This window comes from Sphingomonas sp. CFBP 8760, from assembly GCF_014841615.1.
Taxonomy (GTDB): Bacteria; Pseudomonadota; Alphaproteobacteria; order Sphingomonadales; family Sphingomonadaceae; genus Sphingomonas.
Genome location: NZ_JACYUG010000022.1, coordinates 1 through 22,037 on the forward strand (window position 1 = coordinate 1; position 22,037 = coordinate 22,037).

General features: G+C 65.0%; 24 protein-coding genes. 12 read left to right on the forward strand and 12 right to left on the reverse strand.

Going from position 1 to position 22,037, the window contains the following annotated elements:
• A partial coding sequence (locus IFT82_RS17900) for a recombinase family protein (RefSeq protein ID WP_192129423.1) occupies window positions 1–346 on the forward strand: 346 nt, incomplete at its 5' end.
• Between the two features lie 43 nt (window positions 347–389).
• Window positions 390–890 (forward strand): hypothetical protein, encoded by a 501-nt coding sequence (locus IFT82_RS17905; protein ID WP_244646934.1) that lies wholly within the window; start codon window positions 390–392, stop codon window positions 888–890.
• A 47-nt stretch (window positions 891–937) separates the two neighbouring features.
• Here the strand turns inward: IFT82_RS17905 and IFT82_RS17910 are convergent, their stop codons facing one another.
• Together IFT82_RS17910 and IFT82_RS17915 are read right to left on the reverse strand one after the other, a co-directional pair.
• Window positions 938–1,561, reverse strand: a complete 624-nt coding sequence (locus IFT82_RS17910) for a glutathione S-transferase family protein (RefSeq protein WP_192129424.1) — start codon at window positions 1,559–1,561, stop codon at window positions 938–940.
• A 31-nt stretch (window positions 1,562–1,592) separates the two neighbouring features.
• Window positions 1,593–3,002, reverse strand: a complete 1,410-nt coding sequence (locus IFT82_RS17915) for a dihydrolipoyl dehydrogenase (RefSeq protein ID WP_192129425.1) — start codon at window positions 3,000–3,002, stop codon at window positions 1,593–1,595.
• A gap of 149 nt (window positions 3,003–3,151) precedes the next feature.
• Between IFT82_RS17915 and IFT82_RS17920 the strand changes: the two genes are divergently transcribed.
• From IFT82_RS17920 to IFT82_RS17955, 8 genes are all read left to right on the forward strand, one after another.
• On the forward strand, window positions 3,152–3,460 hold the full coding sequence (locus IFT82_RS17920; RefSeq protein ID WP_192129426.1) for a type II toxin-antitoxin system TacA family antitoxin: 309 nt from the start codon (window positions 3,152–3,154) through the stop codon (window positions 3,458–3,460).
• Window positions 3,457–4,014, forward strand: coding sequence for a GNAT family N-acetyltransferase (locus tag IFT82_RS17925; RefSeq protein ID WP_192129427.1), 558 nt, complete (start codon window positions 3,457–3,459; stop codon window positions 4,012–4,014). The genes IFT82_RS17920 and IFT82_RS17925 overlap by 4 nt, the downstream gene beginning before the upstream one ends.
• Before the next feature lie 286 nt (window positions 4,015–4,300).
• Window positions 4,301–5,722, forward strand: coding sequence for a serine hydrolase (locus tag IFT82_RS17930; protein ID WP_192129429.1), 1,422 nt, complete (start codon window positions 4,301–4,303; stop codon window positions 5,720–5,722).
• 106 nt (window positions 5,723–5,828) lie between these two features.
• The gene (locus tag IFT82_RS17935) at window positions 5,829–7,058 is read left to right on the forward strand and encodes a S41 family peptidase (protein ID WP_244646936.1); all 1,230 of its coding nucleotides are present in this window, start codon (window positions 5,829–5,831) and stop codon (window positions 7,056–7,058) included.
• 41 nt (window positions 7,059–7,099) lie between these two features.
• A complete protein-coding gene (locus tag IFT82_RS17940; protein ID WP_207105828.1) occupies window positions 7,100–8,167 on the forward strand; it encodes a DUF5694 domain-containing protein in 1,068 nt (355 codons plus the stop codon).
• Between the two features lie 89 nt (window positions 8,168–8,256).
• Complete coding sequence (locus IFT82_RS17945; protein ID WP_244646937.1) at window positions 8,257–9,693, forward strand: S41 family peptidase; 1,437 nt, start codon at window positions 8,257–8,259, stop codon at window positions 9,691–9,693.
• Between the two features lie 115 nt (window positions 9,694–9,808).
• Entirely contained in the window at window positions 9,809–10,909 is a 1,101-nt protein-coding gene (locus IFT82_RS17950; RefSeq protein ID WP_192129435.1) for a serine hydrolase domain-containing protein, read from the forward strand.
• A gap of 162 nt (window positions 10,910–11,071) precedes the next feature.
• Window positions 11,072–11,563: a hypothetical protein gene (locus tag IFT82_RS17955; RefSeq protein WP_192129437.1), complete on the forward strand. Its 492-nt coding sequence runs from the start codon at window positions 11,072–11,074 to the stop codon at window positions 11,561–11,563.
• A 71-nt stretch (window positions 11,564–11,634) separates the two neighbouring features.
• On the opposite strand, the gene IFT82_RS17960 is transcribed toward IFT82_RS17955, so the two are convergent.
• Window positions 11,635–11,976, reverse strand: a complete 342-nt coding sequence (locus tag IFT82_RS17960) for a hypothetical protein (protein WP_192129439.1) — start codon at window positions 11,974–11,976, stop codon at window positions 11,635–11,637.
• Between the two features lie 215 nt (window positions 11,977–12,191).
• Between IFT82_RS17960 and IFT82_RS17965 the strand changes: the two genes are divergently transcribed.
• Window positions 12,192–12,707 (forward strand): MucR family transcriptional regulator, encoded by a 516-nt coding sequence (locus IFT82_RS17965; protein ID WP_192129441.1) that lies wholly within the window; start codon window positions 12,192–12,194, stop codon window positions 12,705–12,707.
• 452 nt (window positions 12,708–13,159) lie between these two features.
• On the opposite strand, the gene IFT82_RS17970 is transcribed toward IFT82_RS17965, so the two are convergent.
• The 9 genes from IFT82_RS17970 to IFT82_RS18010 form a co-directional block, all read right to left on the reverse strand.
• Entirely contained in the window at window positions 13,160–13,411 is a 252-nt protein-coding gene (locus IFT82_RS17970) for a hypothetical protein (RefSeq protein WP_192129443.1), read from the reverse strand.
• A 111-nt stretch (window positions 13,412–13,522) separates the two neighbouring features.
• A complete protein-coding gene (gene mobF, locus IFT82_RS17975) occupies window positions 13,523–16,546 on the reverse strand; it encodes a MobF family relaxase (protein ID WP_192129450.1) in 3,024 nt (1,007 codons plus the stop codon).
• Window positions 16,543–17,352 (reverse strand): hypothetical protein, encoded by an 810-nt coding sequence (locus IFT82_RS17980; RefSeq protein ID WP_192129452.1) that lies wholly within the window; start codon window positions 17,350–17,352, stop codon window positions 16,543–16,545. Before IFT82_RS17980 ends, mobF begins: the two co-directional genes overlap by 4 nt.
• Complete coding sequence (locus IFT82_RS17985; RefSeq protein WP_192129454.1) at window positions 17,349–17,570, reverse strand: hypothetical protein; 222 nt, start codon at window positions 17,568–17,570, stop codon at window positions 17,349–17,351. The genes IFT82_RS17980 and IFT82_RS17985 overlap by 4 nt, the downstream gene beginning before the upstream one ends.
• Window positions 17,571–17,649: 79 nt before the next feature.
• A protein-coding gene (locus IFT82_RS17990) for an IS3 family transposase (RefSeq protein ID WP_192129455.1) occupies window positions 17,650–18,779 on the reverse strand; the annotation gives its coding sequence in 2 pieces (ribosomal slippage) (window positions 17,650–18,518 and window positions 18,518–18,779; 1,131 coding nt in all).
• Window positions 18,780–19,337: 558 nt separating this feature from the next.
• Window positions 19,338–19,511: a hypothetical protein gene (locus tag IFT82_RS17995; RefSeq protein WP_192129457.1), complete on the reverse strand. Its 174-nt coding sequence runs from the start codon at window positions 19,509–19,511 to the stop codon at window positions 19,338–19,340.
• Between the two features lie 16 nt (window positions 19,512–19,527).
• Window positions 19,528–20,397, reverse strand: coding sequence for a hypothetical protein (locus IFT82_RS18000; RefSeq protein ID WP_192129458.1), 870 nt, complete (start codon window positions 20,395–20,397; stop codon window positions 19,528–19,530).
• A complete protein-coding gene (locus IFT82_RS18005) occupies window positions 20,394–20,837 on the reverse strand; it encodes a hypothetical protein (protein ID WP_207105829.1) in 444 nt (147 codons plus the stop codon). Before IFT82_RS18005 ends, IFT82_RS18000 begins: the two co-directional genes overlap by 4 nt.
• A 4-nt stretch (window positions 20,838–20,841) precedes the next feature.
• Complete coding sequence (locus tag IFT82_RS18010) at window positions 20,842–21,129, reverse strand: hypothetical protein (protein ID WP_192129462.1); 288 nt, start codon at window positions 21,127–21,129, stop codon at window positions 20,842–20,844.
• Between the two features lie 78 nt (window positions 21,130–21,207).
• Here IFT82_RS18010 and IFT82_RS18015 point away from each other — a divergent pair, with 78 nt between their 5' ends.
• The gene (locus tag IFT82_RS18015; RefSeq protein ID WP_192129464.1) at window positions 21,208–21,465 is read left to right on the forward strand and encodes a helix-turn-helix domain-containing protein; all 258 of its coding nucleotides are present in this window, start codon (window positions 21,208–21,210) and stop codon (window positions 21,463–21,465) included.
• Window positions 21,466–22,037 lie beyond the last annotated feature (572 nt).

The window sequence follows — 22,037 nt, forward strand, 5'->3', positions numbered from 1 at the left end:
GCTCGACATCGCCGAGACGCTGAACGACGTCGGCGCCGGCCTGCGCTCGCTGGGCGAGCCATGGGCGGATACGACCTCGCCGGCGGGGCGGATGGTGCTGACCGTGTTCGCCGGCATCGCCGAGTTCGAGCGCGCGCTGATCCACCAGCGCACCAGCAGCGGCCGGGTGGCGGCCAGGGCGCGGGGCGTGCGGTTCGGGCGGCCGCCCAAGCTCACCGCCGACCAGATCGCACTGGGTGTGCGGCTGGTCGGCGAGGGCACCTCGGTCCGCGAGGCGGCCAAGCTGCTCGATTGCCACCATGCCACGCTTTACCGGGCGCTGACCGCGGCGTCGCTCAGGCCATGACCGCGGTGCGCTCGCGGTGCATCATGCCGGGATCGCGCCGCTGATGCCGATCCGGGCCGAGCATGTCTTCCTCTACCCGATCGACTGGCCGCAGTTGTCGCATCACGTCCGCTTCGTCCGCGCCGGCGGGCGCTGCGAGCATTGCGGCCGCCCGCACGGGGAACGCGTCTTCCACCTCGGCGACGGCCGCTGGTGGGATCGGGGCCGGCTGTACTGGCGCAACGGCCAGGGCCGGCGGGTGAAGCGGCCTACCGGCGACATCCTGACTGACGGCGCCTGGACGCCGGTGGTGCTGGCCTGCGCCCACCTTAACCACGATCCCAGTGATAGCGCGCTCCACCAGCTCGCCGCGCTCTGCCAGCGTTGCCACATGATCTACGATGGCCCCGAGCATCGGCGCCGACGCTGGATGAACGCGCATTACCGCCGCGCGATCGGCGACCTGTTCTACGGCCCCTATCCCGAGCGTGGTGCCGACTGGATCGGCCCCACCCCGCTCAGCATGCTTGATGATAACCGGTCGCTCTATGCGAAACTGCGGTAACGGGAATCTGTCGGCGCACCGACAAGCAGGAGGCTGGCAAGCATGCCTTATAGGCCACCGTCAGGCATCATCGGTCCGCCACGATCCTGTGCGCGTTGAAAGCCGGGCTGAGCCTCAAGTCGATCCAGATAGGCAGCAAGCGTCGGGTAATTGTCCAACGCCTTGGCCATGCGCACCATGGCAAGAAAATAGGTCATCTGGATATCGGCAAGCATCGGCCGATCACCCATCAGGAAGGGCTTTTTGCCCAGCCCGTCCGCGATATAGCCGAGCACATTGTCGACCATGGGTCGGGCGCGATCGGCGGCCGCTTCTTCGCCGGCGCGCTCTGATAGCAGCACCGTCAGCACCGGCCCCGCCGCGGTGCTCTCGACGAAATCGAGCCACTCCTCATGCACGACATGCTCGGCGGTGCCGGACGCGGGCGAGAAACGGTTCTGGCCATAGCGTTCGTCCAGATAGCGCAGGATCGTCGCGGACTCTGCCAACGTCAGGTCGCCATCCTGAAGCGCCGGCGATTTGCCGAGAGGATGGACTGCCTTGAGTTCGGGCGGCGCCCGGAATTCGGGCGTACGATCATAGCGGACGAGTTCGACCGGCAGATCGAGCTCCTCGATCAGCCACAGCACGCGCTGCGAGCGGGAGAAGGCAAGGTGATGAAGGGTCAGCATGGGCAAGGTTCCAAGTGGGTCGAAGTGTAGATCACGCACCGGGCGGTATGCCTTGGTCGCGTTGGGACAGTGGCGCGTGTACCTCGTGACAAATCTCACGGAGACCGGGCTTCAGCCCTTCTTCAAGCGTGGGGTGGTAGAAGGCCAACGCCAACAGCCCGGTCGCGGTTTCGCCCCGCATGATCGCCAGCGCGAGCAGGTGGGCGATGTGATCCATACCGGGACCGATCATCGCTGCACCTGTCAGCCGCCCATCGGGCCTGCTGGCGTATATCCGCACCATGCCCTCGGCCTGCGCCATCACCTTGGCACGTCCCTGATCGTCGTAGGGCGCACAGCCGATCACGCTGTCCTCGCCGGCGGGTTCGCCTAAGATGGCGACCGGCGGATCGGTGAAGGTGATGGTGAAGGGTAGATCGCGCTCCACTGCCTCGACATTCGGGAAACAGGCGGCATTGCGACCGGCGATCGCTCCTTCGTTGGCCGCTTCGTGCAGGACGGATCGGTCCGCATCCGCGTCGCCCGCTATGAAGATCGGCGCATCGCCGCATTGCATCGTGGACTTGTCGTAGATCGGTACGCCGCGATCGTTCAACGCGAGGCCGGTTTGATCAAGACCAAGGCCATCGAGCTTGGGTTCGCGCCCTGTTGATACCAACACCCGGTCGAAGCGCTGGCTTCCGCCATCCCAGTTGATGACGACCCCGCCATCTTCGGCTGAAGGGGAAGCGTCGACACCGAGATGAAGGGTCATGCAGCGGCGCAGGATGCGCTTCAGCTCCGCTTCCACCACGGGATCGTGAACACCGCCGACATGGTCGCCATGTTCGAACACAACGACCTCGACCCCTAGACTGGCGAAAGCCTGTGCCAGCTCGAGCCCGAGCGCCCCAGCGCCAATGACGGCGAGCGAACGTGGTAGCTCGTCCAGTTCGAAGATGGTGTCGTTCGTGTCGATGACATCGCCAAATTTGCGGAAGGGTTCCGGGATGATCGGCTTCGAGCCCGTGGCGATCACCACGGTGCGGGCAGACACTATTCTACCGTCATCCAGCACAAGTGTGTTCGGTCCCGTGAAGCGGGCGCACGCCTTGATCGCCACACCTTCAGGCAAATCGTCGAATCCCTGCCTGGTGGCGGCAACGAACCGATCCCGTTCACAGCGGACCCGCTGCATGACCCGCTTACCATCGATGCGGGGGGTGGCGTCGATCCCGAAGACCTCTGCCCGCCGGATCGATTGGGCGGCCATGCCAGCGGTAATGAGCAGTTTGGACGGCATACAGCCGACGGTTGCGCAGGTGGTGCCAGCAAACCGATCATCGATGAGCAGCGTACGGGCACCTTCCGAGCGGGCGACCCGTTCAGCGGCCAATCCCGCAGTGCCCGCGCCGATGACGACCACGTCGCAGGTGAGATCGGCCGTTGTTGTATCTGCCATCGATAATCCTTGAACCACGGTGCCGCAGCACAACGCGGCGCCGACCAATATGGATCAAGCGATCCCCGACCCGGAGATCATGCATAAGAGATTGTTGAAATGTACGCCGATACGGCGTACATCATTATGAATGTCGAACGAGGTGCGCCATGCATAGCTTTGAGGATCAGGTCGGCGCCATTGAGGAGCGCAGCAGCGAACGGATGAATTTCCGTACCAAGCCCCGCATCAAGCGAGCCATCCAGCAGGCCGCCGCCCTGTCGGGCGTGGATGATTCCGTCTTCACGATGAACGCAGCCTATCGATCGGCGATGGAGACGATCGCGGCGCATGAGCGCACCGGGTTGCAGCCGGTCGACCATCAGGCCTTCTTCGCCGCGCTCGATGCGCCAGCACCACCTACCGACAGACTTCAGGCAGCCTTTGCCCGCCATCGTGAGACGATCATCAGCCGGTGACCACACCCGAGGCTTCCAAACTTGCCGTTATAGAGCCGCTCGATCCTGCCAAGCATGATCGAGCGGCCTTTTCGTGTGGCATCACGCAGGTAGACAATTTCTTCCGCCGAACAGCGAACAAGCTTGCCAGGGCTGACAACGTCCGCACCTTCGTGATGGCTGACCCCGAGGGTAAACTGATCGGCTTTTACGCCGTCAACGCGCATGCCATCGATTATACCGAACTGCCCGAACGGTTCGCTCGTAACCGCTCGGCTCATGGCACCATCCCAGCAGCCTATATCTCGATGATTGGTGTCGACAGCCGGTTCCAGGGACGTGGCTATGGTGGCGATCTACTGATCGATTGCCTGACGCGTCTGGCTGGCGCAGCCGACGTACTGGGCATCGCTGTAGTCATGCTCGACGTGCTCGACTGCGGTGATCCCGATAAGGTCGCCAAGCGCCTCGCCCTCTACACCAGCTATGGCTTTGCGCCGCTGGCATCCAACGGCTTGCGGCTGTTCCTGCCCATGGGCACAGTTCGAATGCTGGCTCTGCAGGCTGCCCTGTAAGCTACGGGAACAGTGTCAAACCCGCGGTTTCGACGCAGAGGCGCATCCCACGATTTTACTGCCCCGGATTACCGGGAACCGGCTGCGCCAATGCATCCTTGACGATACGACTACAGATGTGGTCGATAGGCTATCGGTGATTGGGGTAACGATCGTGGCTGCTCGATTTAACGCATGCTGGGGGGTGGTCCTTGCCTGCACCGGCATTGCCATGGTGGCCCCGGCACACCCCGCTCCGTCCGCAAGCGTTACCGCCGATAGCCTATCATCGTCAGTTACTACCGCATTGCCCATCGCGCAGAGGACAGCTGTCGAAGCGATCGTTCGCGACGAGATGAAACGCCGGCGCATCCCGGGCCTGCAAATCGCGATCGTGCGGCACGGCCATATCGTTTTCGATGGCGCCTATGGCACGGCGGATGCGGAGACCGGCATCCCGGTGACCCGGAACAGCCTCTTCACCCTGAATTCGTCAACCAAGTCCTTCACCGGCGTCGCGATCATGCAACTGGTGCAGGCCGGCAAGCTGTCGCTGGACGCCCCGGCGTCGACCTATATCGACGACTGGCCTGCGCAATGGGGGACGGTATCCATCCGACAGTTGCTCACCCATCTATCCGGGCTGCCGGACGTTCTCGAGCAGCCGAAAGGCCAGGGCACCGGTAGCCTGATCGGTGACGGTGACGAGACTTCTGCATGGATGACCGTCAAGGCACGCCCGGTGGAGGCCGCTCCGGGTACCCGCTTCCGGTACAATCAGACCAATTACGTGCTGCTGGGCAAGATCATCGACAAGCTCTCCGGCACACCTTTCACGCGCTACATGAAGACGCATGAATTCGATCCGGTCGGCGCATCGCATTTCGCCTTTGGCGACACTCGCGACGTCATCCCCGGACGGGTCAGAATCTACCGCTACGCCAATGGCGCGATCGACGGCTCGACGAGGGGTGCTGCGCTTGAACATGCCTTTGACGAGTTCGCCCCCTTCATGCGCACAGCCGGCGGCCTGAACGGTTCGGCCACCGACGTCGCCTGGTGGCTGATCGGATTGCAGAACGGTACTTTGCTGGACCGTGCCTCGCTCGCGACGATGTGGACGCCCGGCCGCTATGCCGATGGCAAGCCCACCCAGTGGGGTATGGGCTGGCCGCTGCGCCCCGATACGCGGCATCCGGTTGCCACAGGTATCGGTGGGCGTCGCTCAGCCTTTTTCGTCTATCCCAAGGACGATCTGGCGATTGTCGTGCTGACCAACCTCGCCGGTGCCAATCCCGAGGAATTCATCGCGGAAATAGCGGGCAGCTTCTATCCAGAGCTTCGCCTGGTGAACGGTGGCGGTCTGTCTCCCGCCGCCAACAAGCTCCGCGTAGCACTGGCGGCAGCGCCAGCCGTGGCGCCTGAGGCGACATATGCCGGGCTTCAACGCGCAGATGCCGGCTTTGTCGTGAGCGAAGACGAACTGAACGACTGGGGCGGTCGCCTACTCAGTGCAGGGATGCAGGACGACGCGCTACGGATATTCCTGCTCAATACCTGCCTTCATCCCGACGGCGCAAACACATGGGACAGCCTGGCTGAAGCACATGAGGCACGCCACGAGCCTGCCGAGGCGATCGCCGCCTATCGTCGGTCGCTGCATCTGGACGAAAGCAACGATCATGCGAAAGCCCACCTCAAGCTGCTCGGCGCGGGCATGGCCAACTGACCGACATCCCTATCGGCCACCACCGTCCTGCCGCCAACAGACTGCTCCGCCTCATGCCCGATGGAAGTATAACCATATGCAGCCCCCTCTGACCCGACGATCGCTGATGGCAACCGGTGTCGGCATGCTCGGCGTTGCCGGAATACCGTGTGCATCGGTTTGGGCGCAAGAGCCGCCACACGACGTCACCCTCGCCGAGGATTTCGACGAACTCTGGCGGACCTTGGGGGAGCGTTATTGCTTCTTCGCCGAGAAGACGACCGACTGGAACGCGGTACACCGATGGTATCGCCCACGCGCCCTTGCCGCGGACTCCCGCGATGCGTTCGCCTCGATCGTCAGCGATGTGCTGGGCGAACTGTACGACGCTCATACTCATATGAGCGACCCGCCCGCCAACGCTCTGCGCGGTCCTTATTTCGACCTGTGGGTGGAGCCTGACCGCGATGGTTCGGCGGTCGTCACCAGCGTGCGCGAAAGTTCGGCGGCAGCCGATGTTGGTGTCCGGGTTGGTGATGCGGTGCTGGCGGTCGATACGCGTCCGATCAGGACGATCGCAGCCGGTGTCGCGCCGCGTTGCCTGTCCCGTCCCGATCCTGCCGCGACTTCCTACGCCTATAACATCGCGACCTCCGGCCAACGGGGTCAGCCGCGTACCCTGACATTGCGGTCGCGTGACGGGCGTGATCGTCAACTGCTCATCCCCGTGAAGAAGCCGAGAGAGGTGCCAAACGTCGAAAGCCGCCTGCTTGCCGGCAACATCGGGTTGATCGTCATCCGCAGCTTCGCCGACGACGCGGTCGTTGCCACCGTCGATGCCGCGCTGCTTGGATTCAAGGATACGACGGGGCTCGTCATCGACGTCCGCGAAAACGGGGGCGGTGATACGGCGGTTGCGCGGCCGATCATGGGACGCTTCATCACCGAGCCCAAACCATATGCACGCATGCGCCGACGCGATGGTGTCGGGTTCAGCGCGCCGTGGACCGAAATGGTCGAACCACGCGGCCCCTTTACCTATGGCCAGCCGGTCGTCGTACTGACCACCCGCTGGAGCGCGAGCATGGCGGAGGGCTTTCCGATGGGCATGCGGGGGATCGGGCGGGCGGTAATCGTTGGCACGCCGATGATGCGGGTCGGCGCTGCAGTGTTCCCGCTGCGGCTCGATCGCACCGGCCTGACGCTGCAATATTCCGCCGAGCCGGTGTACGACGTGCAGGACCGGCCACGCTGGCTGCTGGAGCCCGACGTTCCGGTCGAAGGCGGCGCCGACATCCTTGCCGCCGCTGTGGCACAGTTGACGCAGCATAGCGTACGACAGGGCAAACCGGCATGACCCGTCGTATCCGATCGATCGTCGCATGCGCCGCAGCCGTCATGACACTCGCCCAGCCCATATCGGCCCGGCAGGCATTCGATCCAGCGCGGGGCAGGTCGGGACTGATCGCTCCGGCGACGCAGGTCATGGTGCTTGGCGTTTCCCACCTCGACAATGCGCCCAAGGCGTTCGATCCGGCATGGCTGGAGCCGGTGATGTGTCGCCTGCGCACCTATGCCCCCGACGTCATCCTGACCGAAGCGATGTCGGGCGAGCAACTTGCGGGGATCGATGCCTACAAGGCGGTGCGCGGCGATGCCGGCAAATGGGCGGGGCCGACGCTGGCGATCGCCGGGGACGCGCAGGCGGCGTTGGGGATCACCGGTCCAGATGCGATGGCACAGGCGAACGCACTGATGACGGGATCGACTCCGACCGCCGCGGATCGCCGTCGCCTCGCCGCGTTGTTTCTGGCGGCGGGCGAACCGTTCTCGGCCGCGACGCAATGGCTGCAACTCGATCCCGCCGAACGGCTCGCCCGTGATGGCATCACCGAGACGATGAAGACCAAGGTCGAACGGTTCGGCATCGGACGCGGCGAGATCGTCTCGATGGCCGTCGCCCTTGCGGTGCGGCTGGGACTCCCACGCGTGTACGGCGCCGGCGATCACCTCAGCGATGTGGTGCTGCCGGACAACGCGGCGTTCGGCGCAGCGGTCAGGGCATCCCCCGAGATCATCGCGCAGCTCGACAAGGCGACACCTTCCCTGCTGCCTTTCGGCAGCAAGGCGCTGGCCCTCGCCGCACCCGACCGTGTCATGCCGGTATTCCGTACGCTCAACTCGCCGGCATTCGGCAAGGCGGATGCACAGGCGCAGTGGCTATCACTTCAGCAAAGCCCAAAATTGGGCGCCCTGGGTCGGCAGCGCGTGGCGGCCTGGGAAGCGCAGAACCTGCGCATGGCGACAGTGGTGCGCGAGGTCACGGCCCCGATACCTAGTGGCAAGGCGCTGCTGATCGTCGGCGCCGCGCACAAGGCGTTTATCGAAGCGTATCTGCGCATGATGACCGATATCACGATCGTATCGGTGCCAGCGATGCTGGATTCGCGTCCGACCGGATGCTGATCCGCCTGCCGGCCCGGTTGCGTGGATAGCGGCCGGCGACATTCGCCTTATGAGTTTCCCGGACGGAGAATGGAACAATGCGCCGATACATGATGGCCTTGACGGGTGCCGCCGTCCTGCTGATCGGGGCCACGGACGTGCCACGTGATTGGGCGGCGACGCTACGGGCCGATGCGCAGGCGTATCACGATCAGATCGCCGCCAATCATCCGGGGCCCGTCAATCGGCTCGATCCAGGGTTCGCCGCACGCAACGATGCCGGACTGGCGCTGGCGCTGCGACGCGCCTCCTCGACGCGGGGCTATCCCGGTTATCTCTGGGCGATGCGCGGCTATGTGGCGAGTTTCAACGACGGGCATGTCGCGCTCGACGTGACACAGCCGGTCGCATTGCCGATCCGCTGGCCAGGGTTCCTGACCGGCTTCGACGGCGCAGGCCGGCAGGTCGTGATGACACGAGCCGACGACGCGCCGCTACCACTCGGCGCCCGGCTGAACAGTTGCGACGGCATAGCGGCCGCACCGCTGGCGGCGCGCAATGTCGGCGCATTCCGGGGGCGATGGGAATTGGTCAGCCAGCGGGCGACCAACGGTGGCCGGTTGTTCCTGGACGCGGGCAATCCGTACATCGCCCGGCCTGTGCGCTGTCGCTTCGTCGTCGATGGCAAGCGGCGCGATGTGCAACTGGCATGGCGCGACCTGCCCGATGCCGATTTCGATGCGCGTTTCGCGGCCACGGCACCGCGCGCGCACCCTGATTTCGGCGCCCGGATACTGGCCGACGGCACCCGCTGGTATGCGATGCCCGGCTTCAACGGCGATCCGGGCAGCACCGATGCCAAAGCACTGCCGCCGATCATTGCCGCGATGCGCAGGGACATCGGAGCCATCGCAGCCGCACCGCGCATCGTCCTCGACCTACGCGGCAACGGCGGGGGTTCGTCCGACTGGTCGCAGCAGGTCGCCGCGATCCTATGGGGCCGCGCCGCGATCGACGCCCTGCCGTCCAACTCGCAGGGCGTCGACTGGCGGGCATCGTCCGGCAACATTGCGACGCTGGAGGGCTATCGCACCGCATGGCGCGATGCACCCGACGTGTCACAGGAATCGAAGCGCTGGGCCGACCGGGTGGCGGCGGGCATGACCGCGGCTCAATCCCGTGGGGATGCCCTGTGGCGCGAAGCTGATACGGACGACGCATCCGTGGCGGCGGGGGAACCGGCCCCGAAGCTGAAAGGCAGGGTCTATGTGCTGACGGACTGGGGTTGCGGGTCCGCCTGTCTCGACGCCGTTGATCTCTGGACGAGCCTGGGCGGAGTACATGTCGGTCAGGAAACGAGCGCGGACTCGCTCTACATGGACGTGCGTCAGGTCGCGCTGCCCAGCGGTTTCGCCCGCGCGGTCGTGCCGATGAAGGTCTATCGTGGCCGCCATCGCGGCTCGAACGTCCCGGCCAGGCCTGTTCTGCTATACACCGGTGACATGCGCGATACCGCAGCACTCGAACGGTGGGTCGCGCAATTTTGACGATACTCGGTGATGCCGCTCATGATCGCCACCGGTCGGTAGCCTGCACATCAACATCGGCATCGCCTGCCCTGACGCATCGAGGATATTCCCCATGACACCTTCCCGCAGGACGATGCTTCAGGGAGCGATCGGCGGCGCCTGGGCTTTTGCCGCGACGGCTGGTGCGCGGGCATCGGTCCCCTCCTCTTTCCCGATCGACACGTGGATGGCGTTGGCATCCGTTCCCGGTGCAAGTTGGGCGATGCTTGGCCGCGCCGGGCTGACCACGGGGGTGACCGGATACGCAAAGGCCGGTGAGACGCGGGCGACGACGGACACCTTGTTCGAAGCCGCCTCGCTTTCCAAGCCGGTGCTGGCGTCGGCGATCCACGATCTGGCTCGCGAGCGGCTGATCGATCTCGACGAGCCGATCGCCCGTCATGTCGACTTCACCAGCGACCCGGCCACCCGAACGGTGACGCCACGCCATCTGCTTTCCCACTCCAGCGGGCTGCCCAACTGGCGGACCGACGCGGGCAGCGCCCTCGTCAGCCGGTTCAAACCTGGTGCGGCCTTCCGTTATTCCGGCGAGGGGTTCGTTCTGCTGGGACGCCTTGCAGAGGCCGTTACGGGGCGCACGGCGGCCGAGACGGTGCGATCACGCGTGCTGGCCCCGGCAGGCATGAGCAGCAGTACGTATGGCTGGCGAGCGATGAATAATCCTGCCGTAGCCTGGCCTCACGACGCTGGCGGCGATGTGATGCCAGACAGGGGGCCAGAGGCGTTTCGACGGGCGCAGCAGGCTGGACCGGCGAGTCCCGTCGAAGCCTGGACCCAGGACGATCGCATCGCCATGGCGAAGCGATTGGGCAAACCCGCGCTGCCGATCTTTATGATGCCCAACATGGCAGCCGGGCTGTGGACGACGGCGGAAGATTATGCGCGGTTCCTCCGTTTTGCCCGGCGCTACCCCGCCATGAACACCCCGACGATCGCGGTGGAGGGCAACCTCAAATGGGGGCTCGGCTGGGGATTGGAGATGGCTGGGACTGGCCGGTTCGCATGGCACTGGGGCGCCAACGATGGCGTCGCCAATCTCTTTATGCTCGATCTGAACACGGGTGACGGTCTGGTCGTGCTGACGAACGGGGCAGGCGGCCAGCGGGTCTACGAACGGGCGGCCCGCGTCTACTTCAAGCGCGAGTTCGACGCTTTCACTTGGCTTCAGCCATGATGCTAGGGCCCCTCTGCAAACCCGATAGGGGACAAGCAGCTATTTACCAACAATGAGGGCGATGCAGGGTCAAAAACTGAGGGGTTCTGACGCCGTGCGAGGGCAGCCCTTCTTCTGGGGCTACCGGATTGCCCGAAGCGTTGAGGTCTGAATGGTTACCCAATGAGCGGGCCGATCCAGAAGTTCGTGGTCGAGACGCTGCTGTTTCTCGCCGGCTTGCTTGTCACGGTGGGTTTGCCCTGGCTGGTGTTGCGCCGGCTGCGGTCCGGTAAGCCATCGACGACCCCGCAACCGATCCTCGATGATGGTGCCGGCGGGAAGGTCATTCCGCTACTTGCCTCCTTCAGCGGCTTGCGCGGTCTGCCGTGGATCGGGTTGGCCAGCAACAACCTCAACCCCCGCCTGGTCATCACGCCAGATGGCATCTCCTACCGGGTCCTGGACTTACGAGCCTGTCGCTGGGCCGATATCGCACAGGTCGATGTCCGCACGCTGGGCGCGACGGTGAACATAGGCTTCGTGTTTCGAGACAGCCCTATCACCTTCGATGCGAATGTCGGCAGCATCATACTGGCGGCACAGACACTGGCGCTGCTGCCTACCGATGTCGTGTTAACCCGCCGGGCACGATCAGTGCTGACGGTAGAGATCTGACACGCTGATCCTAGTGACGACGCGTGCCCATATCATCGCCCCACCCTGTGTCTTGCCGGCCCAGCCGGACCTCACTGCGTCAGTAGCAGGGAAAACACCGTCAGGGGTACGAGCAACGCTATCAGGGCAATGCGTAGGCCGCGGTGCCGGATAGCAAGAAACAGAAGCGTCAGCAGGGCCAAGGTACAAGCGGTGAGTTCGGCAAAGCCCTGCCGAAAACCATCGACCATGCCATTGCCTGCGGCGTCGTTGCCGGTGCTGACGACGCCAGTGGCCAATATCAGCATCACGGCATCGAACACGACGATTGCTAGGAACCAAAGCGTCAGCGGAGACGGTCGCCAGACCGACGCATCCCGACCAGCTGTCACCTTATGCTGGCTAACCGATTCAGTAGTGAGCCGTGGTTTCATGCGTTAACCGCTATGCCGTCACCGTAAGACAACCGTCAATCTCAACCGGATAATTTAAGATTCGATATCTGGACAGCCATCGCCTAATAACCGGAAGATAAATTGTACTGATGAATGGCGTCAGCGGTTGACATGAATCATGACCTGCATAGATGCCGGTGAGCCATACGGTCTTTGCCGGATGCATAAAATCTACTCCACGTATCAGGATCATCATGACCACCGAAACCAACACCGTCGAGCTTGCCACCGAACTCACCATCGCATGGCTGGGCAACCCCAACACGCGCACCTCCGCGGACGATGTGCCGGCGTTCCTGCAGTCGATGTACGCTGCGGTCGAGAAGCTGGGCGGCACGACGGTCGAGACGCCGACCGAAGACGCAGCGGTGGAATATACCCCGGCGGTGACCGTGCGGAAGTCGCTGGCGAGCAAGGATCACATCATCAGCATGATCGACGGCAAGCCCTACCGGACGCTGCGCCGTCACCTCACCGGTCATGGCCTGACGCCCGAGGAATACCGCGCCCGCTATAACCTGAAGGCCGACTATCCAATCGTCGCCGAGTCCTACAGCGAGGCACGCCGCGCGATGGCCAAGACGATCGGCTTGGGGCGTAAGCCGTCACAGCAGGCTGACGCTGCGCCGGCACCCGCTCCCGCCAAGGCGAAGCGTGGCGGCAAGGCCGCGCTCGATGCCGCCAAGGAGACGCTCGGCACCGCCGAATGAGATACACCCGGGGGTGGCCGCGCCACCCCCGGATCAATGCCGACGATCGCCAGGCCGTTGCGCTTGGCCTGGCCGTGGCTGAGGTTGCCGCAGGCGGCGCTCAGGGCGGCTGTCAGGCGCTCGATCCAGGCGGCAGCGGCCCCCCCGCCCCGGGGCAGCCCCCACCGCGTTGCGACCCCGAATTACGCGCTTATCCCCCCGCCTCGCCCGCGAGCTTCTTTGGTCGCTTTCGGTGCAGCTGGAAGCCGGCGTCATCGCCGCTGGCGGTGGCAAGCTCAGCCGAGGCGGCCCGCCAGTCGGCAACGAAGCGCGCGGCATAGCCGGCGCCGCTGCCGCCCGCGCCTGCCCTTCATCGATCCAGGCCCGCCACGCCGGCTGGGTCCGACCACCTGCGGTGTTACGGCCAAGCTCAGGACTGCGATCGAGCACCGTCCTGACATCCTCGGCGCCGTTCAGCCGCAGTTGGTCAGCCGGTCAGCCCCGGCACGCATGGCGCGGACGTCGTCACGGTCCGGCCATTCGCGCTGCTGGTGCGCGGTCTCCACCGCGATGAAGGCATGGGCATAGTCCCGGATCGCCGCCATCTCACTCACACGCGGGTCAGGCAGCTGGATCCGCGCCTCGCCGACGGGAGCGACCGCCACCGTGCTCGGCGTAGTGACGTCGCTCGCCGCGGTCTTCTCGCCGCTCTGCTTGCTGGCCACCTTTTCGAGCCGCTGGCCGCACGCTCCTCAATCCAGGCATCAGCCGAAGCGGGCAGGCCAAGGTCGGCGATCATGGGCGCGCTTGCCCCGATCGGGAGGAGGTAGCTAGAACTACATGTCCATGTCAAAGTCGCGAGATATCTCGATCTCGAGCTCCTTACGGCTCGGTGCGATTGGTTCGACCTGCACGATCGCGACCGGTTCGGGCACGAGCAGGACCGGCACCGCAACGATCTCTTCCTTTCCGATCGCCTGCAAGGCGGCGCTCATCGCATCCAGCAGGCGCACGTCCCTGCTCTCGGCACTTTCTGCCACAATTCCTGCCGGGGCCAGTTCACCCGTTGTCGGATCAAAACGTTCCCCGCCAGACGGCGACAGTTCGGGTGCCAGATCGAGCGCGTGCGGCACATCGCCACGGTGGCCCTCGATCGCCGCGACCAAAGCCACCCGGTCGTCGGTGTGCAACGTCATGTCTTCGCGTGCCCGGGTCTGAAGGACATAGTACAGGCTCTGACTGTTGAGCAGGCGGTCGTGGCTGTCCATGACCGTGATCGCCCGGTCGACGGTGATCCCCTGCGCCCGGTGCATGTTGAGCACCGCGCCGTGCCCGAGCCGCTCGCGCATCGGATCGTCCGGCGCGATCACATGGTCGCGGTCGCGACCTGACAGATGCAGCGTGCCGCCCTCGATCCGGTCGAGCCTGACTGCGGTGCCGTTGGTCATCCCGCGCGCCTTGTCGGTACCGGTGAAGACCAGCCGGTCACCCTCGCGTACCTCGATTACGCCTGGCACCGCTAGCGCGGCCCCCTGCCCGGCATGGTGCAGGCTGCGCGGATCGAAACGTCGGGTATCCCCGTCACGATCGAGCCGGACGATCCCGGTCCCCCGCTCGGTCGCGCCGACCGTGTACGCGCCCGGTACCAGTCCGGCCTGATGCCGGTAGATGTCAAGCCGCATGCCCTCGGCCCAGTGCCGCGACTGGCGCAGTTCCTCGCGGGTCAGGTTGAGATTGTCCCAGACCCTGAGCGTGACGGCATCTGGGCCGAGCAGACCTTCGGCCATCAGTCCGTCCCGCACCGCGCCGAGCACTGCCTCGCGCAGCACATGCCCGGAGGTCAGCAGCGCGGTGCGTTCACGCTCCCCAGGCGGCAGAGCGAGATATTCCGCAACCGCGGCCGCGGCCGGATCGATGCTCTCGCATACCCGGTCGCCCAGCAACGCCACGGTGTCGCCGATGCGGCCCTCGCGAGCCAGCAAGGCAGCCTCGCGCAGCGTATCGGTCTGCTGGCGGCGGTTTTCGGCGAGGCGCACCGTCGGCATGCCGGCCTCCTGCAGCAACGCGAACGGTCGCCCCGCCCCGGGCGAGGCGATCTGCCTCACGTCGCCGACCATGACCAGTTTCGCCGCCCCGCCTGCCCGCACCACATCGATCAGCCCGGCAAGCTGACGCGACGACACCATCGAGGCCTCCTCCAGCACGACGATCTTGCCCGCCATCAGTGTGGACAGCGCCTCGCTCGCACGGGCGCGACCATCGCTGCGACCGTGCGCCTGCAACACCGATGCGAGCGAACGCATCTCGAGCCCGCGCCCGGCCATCTCTTCCATCAGCTTGTTCTGCGGCACCAGTACCAGGAGCCCCACCCCGTCTTCCGCGCCCGCCCGGCTGACCGTCTCGAACAGGAACGATTTGCCGCTACCGGCATCGCCCTGGATCAGCTGGATGCGGTCGGTGCCGGCCAGCATCGCCAACCCCGCCCGACGCTGCTCGCCCGCCAGCGTCACGCCACGTGCCTCCGCCACACGCGACAGCGCCGCATCGGCCTTGCCCGTCGCCATCGGTGGTGCGGCTGTACCGATACCGGCACGCACCGCGGACAGGATCGTCTTCTCGGTCGCCAGCATATCCCGCGTCGTCAGCCGGTCGGCATGGACACCGCCACGCGGCCCCGCGATCAGGACGCCGGCCTGCCGCAGGGCATCGATCCGCGTCTCTATGCCGCGTACGGTCGCCCCCTTCTCCGCCATGGCGAGGCTGGCGGCGAGAACGTCGCGACCCTCGAAACTGCCGGCGCGCTCACCGAGGTGACGGACGCCCGCCGCGACCGCATAGGCACTGGCGAGATCGCCGCCACGGCGGGCATCGTCCAGACCGCGCAGCAGCGGCTCGGGGCTGGGCCCGAACCCACGCGTGACCCGCTCCACCAAAGCGGCCCCCCAGTCGCGTACCGCCGCCAGCGCTGAACGCGGTCGCACCATATCGTGCGCGGCCTGCGTCACGCCGTGGATCGTCGGGCCGTGCACCACTGCTTTCTGTGCCCACAGCGCGCGCGCCGCCTGCGCGTCGCCCGCCTGCTTGGCGTCGCGAGAGCGGGTCGCGATCTGCTCCATCGCCCGCGGCGAGGTCAGCCCGAGTTCGGCCGCCTTCTGCAGGATTTCCTCGCGCCGGACGCTGAACGCCTCGATCACGTCGCGAGGGATGCCGAGGATGTCGAACTGGCCGTGCTTGCCGTTGATCTCGGTCTGATAGCCGAGCTTGCCCAGTTCGAGCCGCAACTCGGCATGATAGGCAGCACCGATCAGCGCCGACTGCTTCCACAAGGGGCGGTTGTTGAGGGCCACCCATGACCCGTCGGCGCGCAAGGCTGCATTGACCACCACGGCGTGGGTGTGGAGATGCGGATCGAGCTTGCGGCTGAGGTCGTGCTGGAACAGCGCATAGACCATCCGTGCCGGCTGCAGGGTCTCGCCACCCTTGCCCGAGCGCGCCTGTCCGAACCGTGCCTCCGCCCATGCCATCGTCGCCGATACCGCTCTGGCATGCGCTTCGACGACGCGCGCGTCACCGCCGATCAGCGCCACCAGCGATACCAATTTTGGCGCGTTGAAGGTTAGGTCGAAGCCGGGATTGCGCGTGCCGTCGCCACCGGGTGCGATGATCACGCCCCCCGGCAGCCAGCCGTCCAGCACGGCGTTGAAAGTATCACCGTCGACGTGGCCAGCAAGTCCGAGTTCGGCCGCCCCCTCCCCGCCCCAGGCGGAGGGCCCTTCCTGCTCGCCCGTATAGTAGTTGTCGGCGGCGTAATAGGCCGCCGCGTTCCCGCCTCCGGCCAGACCGGCGGGGCGGACGGTCATAGCTTCCCCGGCACGTACGGCGGCATCGACATCCGGCAGCTGAACCGGCGCTTCACCTCCCGCGTATGCGTCGTGCAACGCGTGTAGTCGGAGCGGAATTGCGGGTCGTCGAGCAGCGCCTTGGTCTGGGCCATGAGCCCACCTGTCGCCCGGTCGTCGCCGGCGAGTGCGTAGGCGGCACCGACGGTAGTCGTCTCACCCACCAGCCGGATCGCCAGCCAACGCGCCGGTGGGGTGCCAGCCAGCACAAAGGCTAACGCCACGAGACCTGTTAACGTGCTCAACACACCCGCCGCAAAAGCCCAGCGCCGCCCTTTGAGCCAGTCGCGTAAAAGGACCATCTCATCTTTCAGGGCATCGATCTTTTTGGCCAGTTCCCTGTTGCCGTTCTCGAGCAACAGCGTCTGCGCATTCTGCGCGGTTTGCTGGGCGGTTTGCATCGCGGCGAGCCGCTGGGTCTGCGCCGCATCCTGCTTGCCGAGCATGTCGCGCAGATGCCCGGTTCCGCTGCTTCGCTGCACCGTCTCGATCGCTTTCGGTACATCGTCCGTCACCCGCTTGATAAGTGCGTCGATGCGCCTGGCGCTGTCCTCCGGCGAGCCTGGTTCCGGCTCGTCCGACAGGGTCGGCTGCGCACCGCGCTGATGGCGAACCGCGGCATCTGCCTGACCGCGATGCTCCGTCAAGTCGCGGACGATCTGGTCGATCAGATCACGTACCGTGATACCCTGTCGGCGTGCCTCTGTTTCAAGCTGCGCGTGAGCTTCGTTCGAGACGTCGATGCGCAGGCGCCTGGGCTCGCTCATCGCCGCAACCGCTCGCGCGCCTCGGCCTGCATCCGCGCCGCCAAATCGCGCCCGCGCTGCCGCATGTTGGCGAGCCTGGCCTTGGCCTCGGGACCACGTCCGGCCTGCGCCTCGACCATCGTCTCCAGCCCTGCGCGTAGCTTGGTCAGCTGGTCGAGCAGGATCTCGTCGAGCGGCAGCAGTTCGTCGTCGAGCGCCCGCACCAGCGTATCCGCCACCCAAGCGCTGCGTTGTTACAGATGGTTCGGTTTGTCTGCACAGGCTCGCGGCTTGGATAAGTGGACTGCCGCTGGTTGATCATGCCGCTGCGAGAAGCGGTTGTGCGAAGTATATCTGGTCGGGCGTACGGCCGCCAAGCGCGGAGTGCGGCCGGACCGCGTTGTAGAACGCCAGATAGTGACCGACGCCGGCACGGGCCTCGGGGACCGAGGCATAGGCGTTGAGGTAGACCTCTTCGTATTTCACCGAGCGCCAGAGGCGCTCAACGAACACGTTGTCGCGCCAGCAGCCTTTCCCGTCCATGCTGATGGCGATCTGCTCGCGGTGGAGAATGGTGGTAAACGCCGTGCTTGTGAACTGCGAACCCTGGTCGCTGTTGAAGATCGCCGGCTTGCCGTAGCGGTCCAGCGCTTCCTCCAGCGCCTCGATGCAGAACCCGGCATCGAGCGAGATCGACACCCGCCACGCCAGCACGCGCCGGGTGAACCAGTCGACGATGGCGACGAGGTAGACGAAGCCGCGTGCCATCGGGATGTACGTGATATCCGTGGCCCAGACCTGGTTCGGCCGCGTCACCACCAGTTTGCGCAGCAGGTAGGGATAGACCTTGTGCCCCAGCGCCGGCTTCGACGTGTTCGGCCGGCGGTAGATCGCCTCGATCCGCATCCGCTTCATCAGCGTTGCGACATGCAGCCGGCCCGCCTCGACGCCTTCCTGCCGGAGCAGATCGCGCAGCATCCGGCTGCCCGCGAACGGGTAGAGCAGGTGCAGCTCGTCGATCCGGCGCATGATCGCCAGATCGCTGTCCGACACCGGCCGCGGCAGGTAGTAGATGCTGCCGCGGCTGATACCGAGCTGCCGCGCCTGGGCGATCAGCGGCAGCGCATGCTTCCGGTCGATCATCGTTTTGCGCTCGGCAACAGACCTGCCTTCCCGAGCGCACCGGCCAAAAAATCGTTCGCCAGCGTCAGTTCGCCGATCTTCGCGTGCAACACCGTCACGTCGACCGGCGGCTCGACCGCTGCCGGCTCCGCGCCGAACACGTCCGCCGCGCCTTCCAGCAGCCGCGCACGCCATTGATTGATGAGGTTCGGGTGCACGTCATACTGCTGCGCCAGCTCGGCCAGCGTCTTCTCGCCTTTCACGGCAGCCAATGCCACCTTGGCCTTGAACGCCGGGCTGTGGTTCCGGCGGGGTCGCTTGCTCATCTTGCCTCCTGCTCGCGGCCAGCATGGCCGCTGTCAGATCGGCAATCCACTTATCCCCGCTGTGCAGATTCCCCGAACCATCTGTGTTTGCCGACCTGCGCGGCGCGGCGTTCGATGCCTGCCAGCTGCTCCGGCTGCAGGTAAACCGTGATCGGTACTCGCGCCATGTGATGCCCTTTTTTCTTTCGGGCGACTGTGCATTGCGTGATCCCAGCATGCAACCTTTTGGGCAGAGCAATGCTGCCAAAATTGGCGCAATAACTGTGATATTTACTCTGTGCCTTGGCTGGTCCACGCGGTCCATGCACAGAGCGGCACATGGACCACATGCACGTAGCCGTTGTTTTACGGCGCTTTTCCGCACCCGTCAGGGTGCATCGGGTGTGCTCCCCTACCCCTTGCTCATTCTGATGGCGTCACTGGTCGATTTGGTGACCTCGACATCGTTTTTGGCATCCCGCGGAGCCTTGGGCCGGCGTGACAGCCGGCCAGCAGACCGTATCTGTCCAAATGATCCAGGCAGGACGCGATGCTCGTAGTATCTGATCTGTCGATCGATCAGTCGAACGGGGCGGGACGCGGATGGCCGAACGGTCGTTCGAACGCGATATCGATCTCGCCGACACCCGCCATGTCGAGGGCGTCGAGGATGTTGGCCGGGGAGCCGCGAAGCGGCTCCGGAGCCTGCCGTAACGGCGTCTCAGGCATCCGGTCGCGGCGATCGTCGGTCATGCATTTATCCTGTTCGTCAGCGGCCCGAATCGTCGTCGGGATCGGCCGCTTGCGCGTCCAGCCATGCCGTCGCCAATGCGGCGAACTGTACGTCGTCCAACATCTCCGGCGACAGCACCTGACGGTCGCGCACGGCGCGCCGGGTCAGCGCGATCAGGCGGGCAAGCCCGGGCGTCTCGAACGGGTCATTGACCGCGAGCTCGCGGTGACGGTTTCCGGCAGTGATGGTTGGATGGAAGATGCGATCGGAAGGCCCCGCCGGCGCCGGTTCGGGCCGATCGAAGAAGTCGATCGCGTCGGCGTGATCGAGCAGCGCCGACCAGTCCGCCGGCGCGATCTGCGACACCGACCGGACATCCTGGTGGTATCGCACACCGTGGGGGCTGAACCATCCCGAAACGCCGCAGACGATCCCGTCCCCGGATTGCTTGTTTTGCCGATCGGCGACTAGCTCGACCTCGTAGTTGAACGTGGCACTTTTGAGTGGTGCCCGCGAGGCCGCGACCGCATCGCGAAGCGTGTGAGACACGTCCTCAATCCCCATCGTGTGGCGCGCAGAAAGGCAGTCGCGGGCCAGCCTGATCAACACTGCGAGCGCAGGGTCCGGGACCGGTCCCCATAAAGGCCAGCAGGCGCGCTCTGCCCCCATGGCATAGCCGCACACATGCCAGGTCCGGACATCCGGCTCTGTAGACCCGCTGCGAAGCTCCTCTCGCGTGAAGAACGCAGCAGCATCGGCTGCGCGAAGCATCGTCACGACCCGGTGCGGATCAAGCGAACCAAACGAGACGGTCTGCTTGATCGCAAGGTCAGGAAATTCACTGCTCCCGCCGGACACCCTGATACCAACGAGGTCGCCGAAACGGTGCGATTGCGACACCGTCACGCCTGCCTCGCGGCATCGTCGAGACCGACGCCTTCGGCCCGCTGCCGTCCCTTCCGCCTTACGTCCCACACCACCTGCACAGCATTGGCCAGATGGGTGCGTTCAATGCGGTAGCCGGGGTCATCACCGTGCAGGATGGTAAGGTGCGTCAGGGCTTCCTCGAACACCGCTTCACCGACCGCGGCACGGACACCGCGCAGCCAGCGCGCTGAGGCATGGGGATGACGACAAAGCCACCAGCCGCGCGCCTGATCGAGCCCGACCGGTACCAGCAAAATGATCAAAAGTACCGCTGCAACGATCTCGGAACGCCTGCCGTCGAACAGCGTCAGCGACAGGATCAGCCAGCTGATCGGAGCGGCGAACAGCGAGATGCTGAACGGCACCACCGCCAGTCGGCTGACTTCCCAGCGCGCGATCAGCCGGTCGAACCACGGCACCGCATCAGTCGCGCCAGGGGTCATGCCCGCCTCCCATTCCGGTCGGGAACGGATAATGCCAAGTGGTGTAATGATCGTCGAACGTCGATCCCGAACGATGCGGATCGTGATGCCAGCTATCATGACCGTGGTTCGACAGGTCGGTGCCGAACGGGTTGCCGGCGATGTCGACCCCACCAGTGATCGGCAGCCCTGTGGCGGGGTTGATCGTCGGTATGTCATTCATCGGCGATGCGGTGGCGGACGTGTGCCAGTCATCGAAGAACGATGCGATGCGATTGAACAGTCCCATGAGGTCCGGCCTCCTTGTGACGATGACTGAGAAATATACGCTTTCCGCATTTGTATCAACCCGCGCTAGTGCCCTGCCATGCCGGTATCCCCCGCCCTGCCCGAGCTTCACGCCCGCATTGTAGCTGCCCTGACCGAGGCACGGCATGATGCAAAGCTGCGTCAGGTCGATCTGGCAAAGCGGCTCGGCTGGCAGCAGGCCTATGTATCGCGTTACGAGACCGGCGAACGAATGCTGGCGGTCGATGAATATGTCGCGGTCACGCGCGCGCTCGGCGTCGATCCGGTGGGGTTGCTGGCTCAGGTGTTGGACGGCGAGGATGGCGGCATGGATTGAGACGGGACGTCTGCCCCCTCTCTTCTTGCTCTCTCTGGGGTCTTGGGTTGTCATGCGGCATTTGTCCGACCGGGCTCGTTTCGGTCGCTACATCCTTCAAGAATCAATCTAGAAAAATGCCGCTGCTCGCAGCGGAAGGATTCGTGATTCTAAGTGATTCAGATTCGCGACCGAAAAATGATTGCATCTCAGTGGGTTGCGCGCGTTTGCCTGACCGCTTGGGGGGGGATGGCTGACCGATCGGGGGCCGAAGCCTGTCCGGACGGGGGAACTGACCTGACCAGCCGGGGCATTCCTGACCGATTGGGGGCCGGCCGATAATCGACGCCGTACGGTCAGTTTGTTGATAGATATTGGGGTGCGGACCATCGGAAATACCCGTTCCCGCAGACCAATCTATGGGCCGGTACGACCCGGCGCAAATCGCTGAGTTTTGCGCAGCGCAGCGATTCTATTGTCCTGACCGATTGGGGGTATCCGCCACGCTGATGATCCTGACCTGACCTGACCTGACCTGACCTGACTTGACGGAGGAGGTCAGGTCAGGCAACAATCATGTTCCCACGATTTAA

Excerpts from the sequence above, each read along its gene's own strand:
- IFT82_RS17940 (WP_207105828.1), top strand. The coding sequence starts at position 7,100 with ATGACACTCGCCCAGCCCATATCGGCCCGGCAGGCATTCGATCCAGCG.
- IFT82_RS18010 (WP_192129462.1), bottom strand. The coding sequence starts at position 21,129 with ATGGGACTGTTCAATCGCATCGCATCGTTCTTCGATGACTGGCACACG.
- IFT82_RS17995 (WP_192129457.1), bottom strand. The coding sequence starts at position 19,511 with ATGACCGACGATCGCCGCGACCGGATGCCTGAGACGCCGTTACGGCAG.
- IFT82_RS17965 (WP_192129441.1), top strand. The coding sequence starts at position 12,192 with ATGACCACCGAAACCAACACCGTCGAGCTTGCCACCGAACTCACCATC.
- IFT82_RS17950 (WP_192129435.1), top strand. The coding sequence starts at position 9,809 with ATGCTTCAGGGAGCGATCGGCGGCGCCTGGGCTTTTGCCGCGACGGCT.
- IFT82_RS17955 (WP_192129437.1), top strand. The coding sequence starts at position 11,072 with ATGAGCGGGCCGATCCAGAAGTTCGTGGTCGAGACGCTGCTGTTTCTC.
- IFT82_RS17980 (WP_192129452.1), bottom strand. The coding sequence starts at position 17,352 with ATGAGCGAGCCCAGGCGCCTGCGCATCGACGTCTCGAACGAAGCTCAC.
- IFT82_RS17905 (WP_244646934.1), top strand. The coding sequence starts at position 390 with ATGCCGATCCGGGCCGAGCATGTCTTCCTCTACCCGATCGACTGGCCG.
- IFT82_RS18015 (WP_192129464.1), top strand. The coding sequence starts at position 21,208 with ATGCCGGTATCCCCCGCCCTGCCCGAGCTTCACGCCCGCATTGTAGCT.
- IFT82_RS17915 (WP_192129425.1), bottom strand. The coding sequence starts at position 3,002 with ATGGCAGATACAACAACGGCCGATCTCACCTGCGACGTGGTCGTCATC.
- mobF (WP_192129450.1), bottom strand. The coding sequence starts at position 16,546 with ATGACCGTCCGCCCCGCCGGTCTGGCCGGAGGCGGGAACGCGGCGGCC.
- IFT82_RS17945 (WP_244646937.1), top strand. The coding sequence starts at position 8,257 with ATGATGGCCTTGACGGGTGCCGCCGTCCTGCTGATCGGGGCCACGGAC.
- IFT82_RS17920 (WP_192129426.1), top strand. The coding sequence starts at position 3,152 with ATGCATAGCTTTGAGGATCAGGTCGGCGCCATTGAGGAGCGCAGCAGC.
- IFT82_RS17935 (WP_244646936.1), top strand. The coding sequence starts at position 5,829 with ATGGCAACCGGTGTCGGCATGCTCGGCGTTGCCGGAATACCGTGTGCA.
- IFT82_RS17960 (WP_192129439.1), bottom strand. The coding sequence starts at position 11,976 with ATGAAACCACGGCTCACTACTGAATCGGTTAGCCAGCATAAGGTGACA.
- IFT82_RS17910 (WP_192129424.1), bottom strand. The coding sequence starts at position 1,561 with ATGCTGACCCTTCATCACCTTGCCTTCTCCCGCTCGCAGCGCGTGCTG.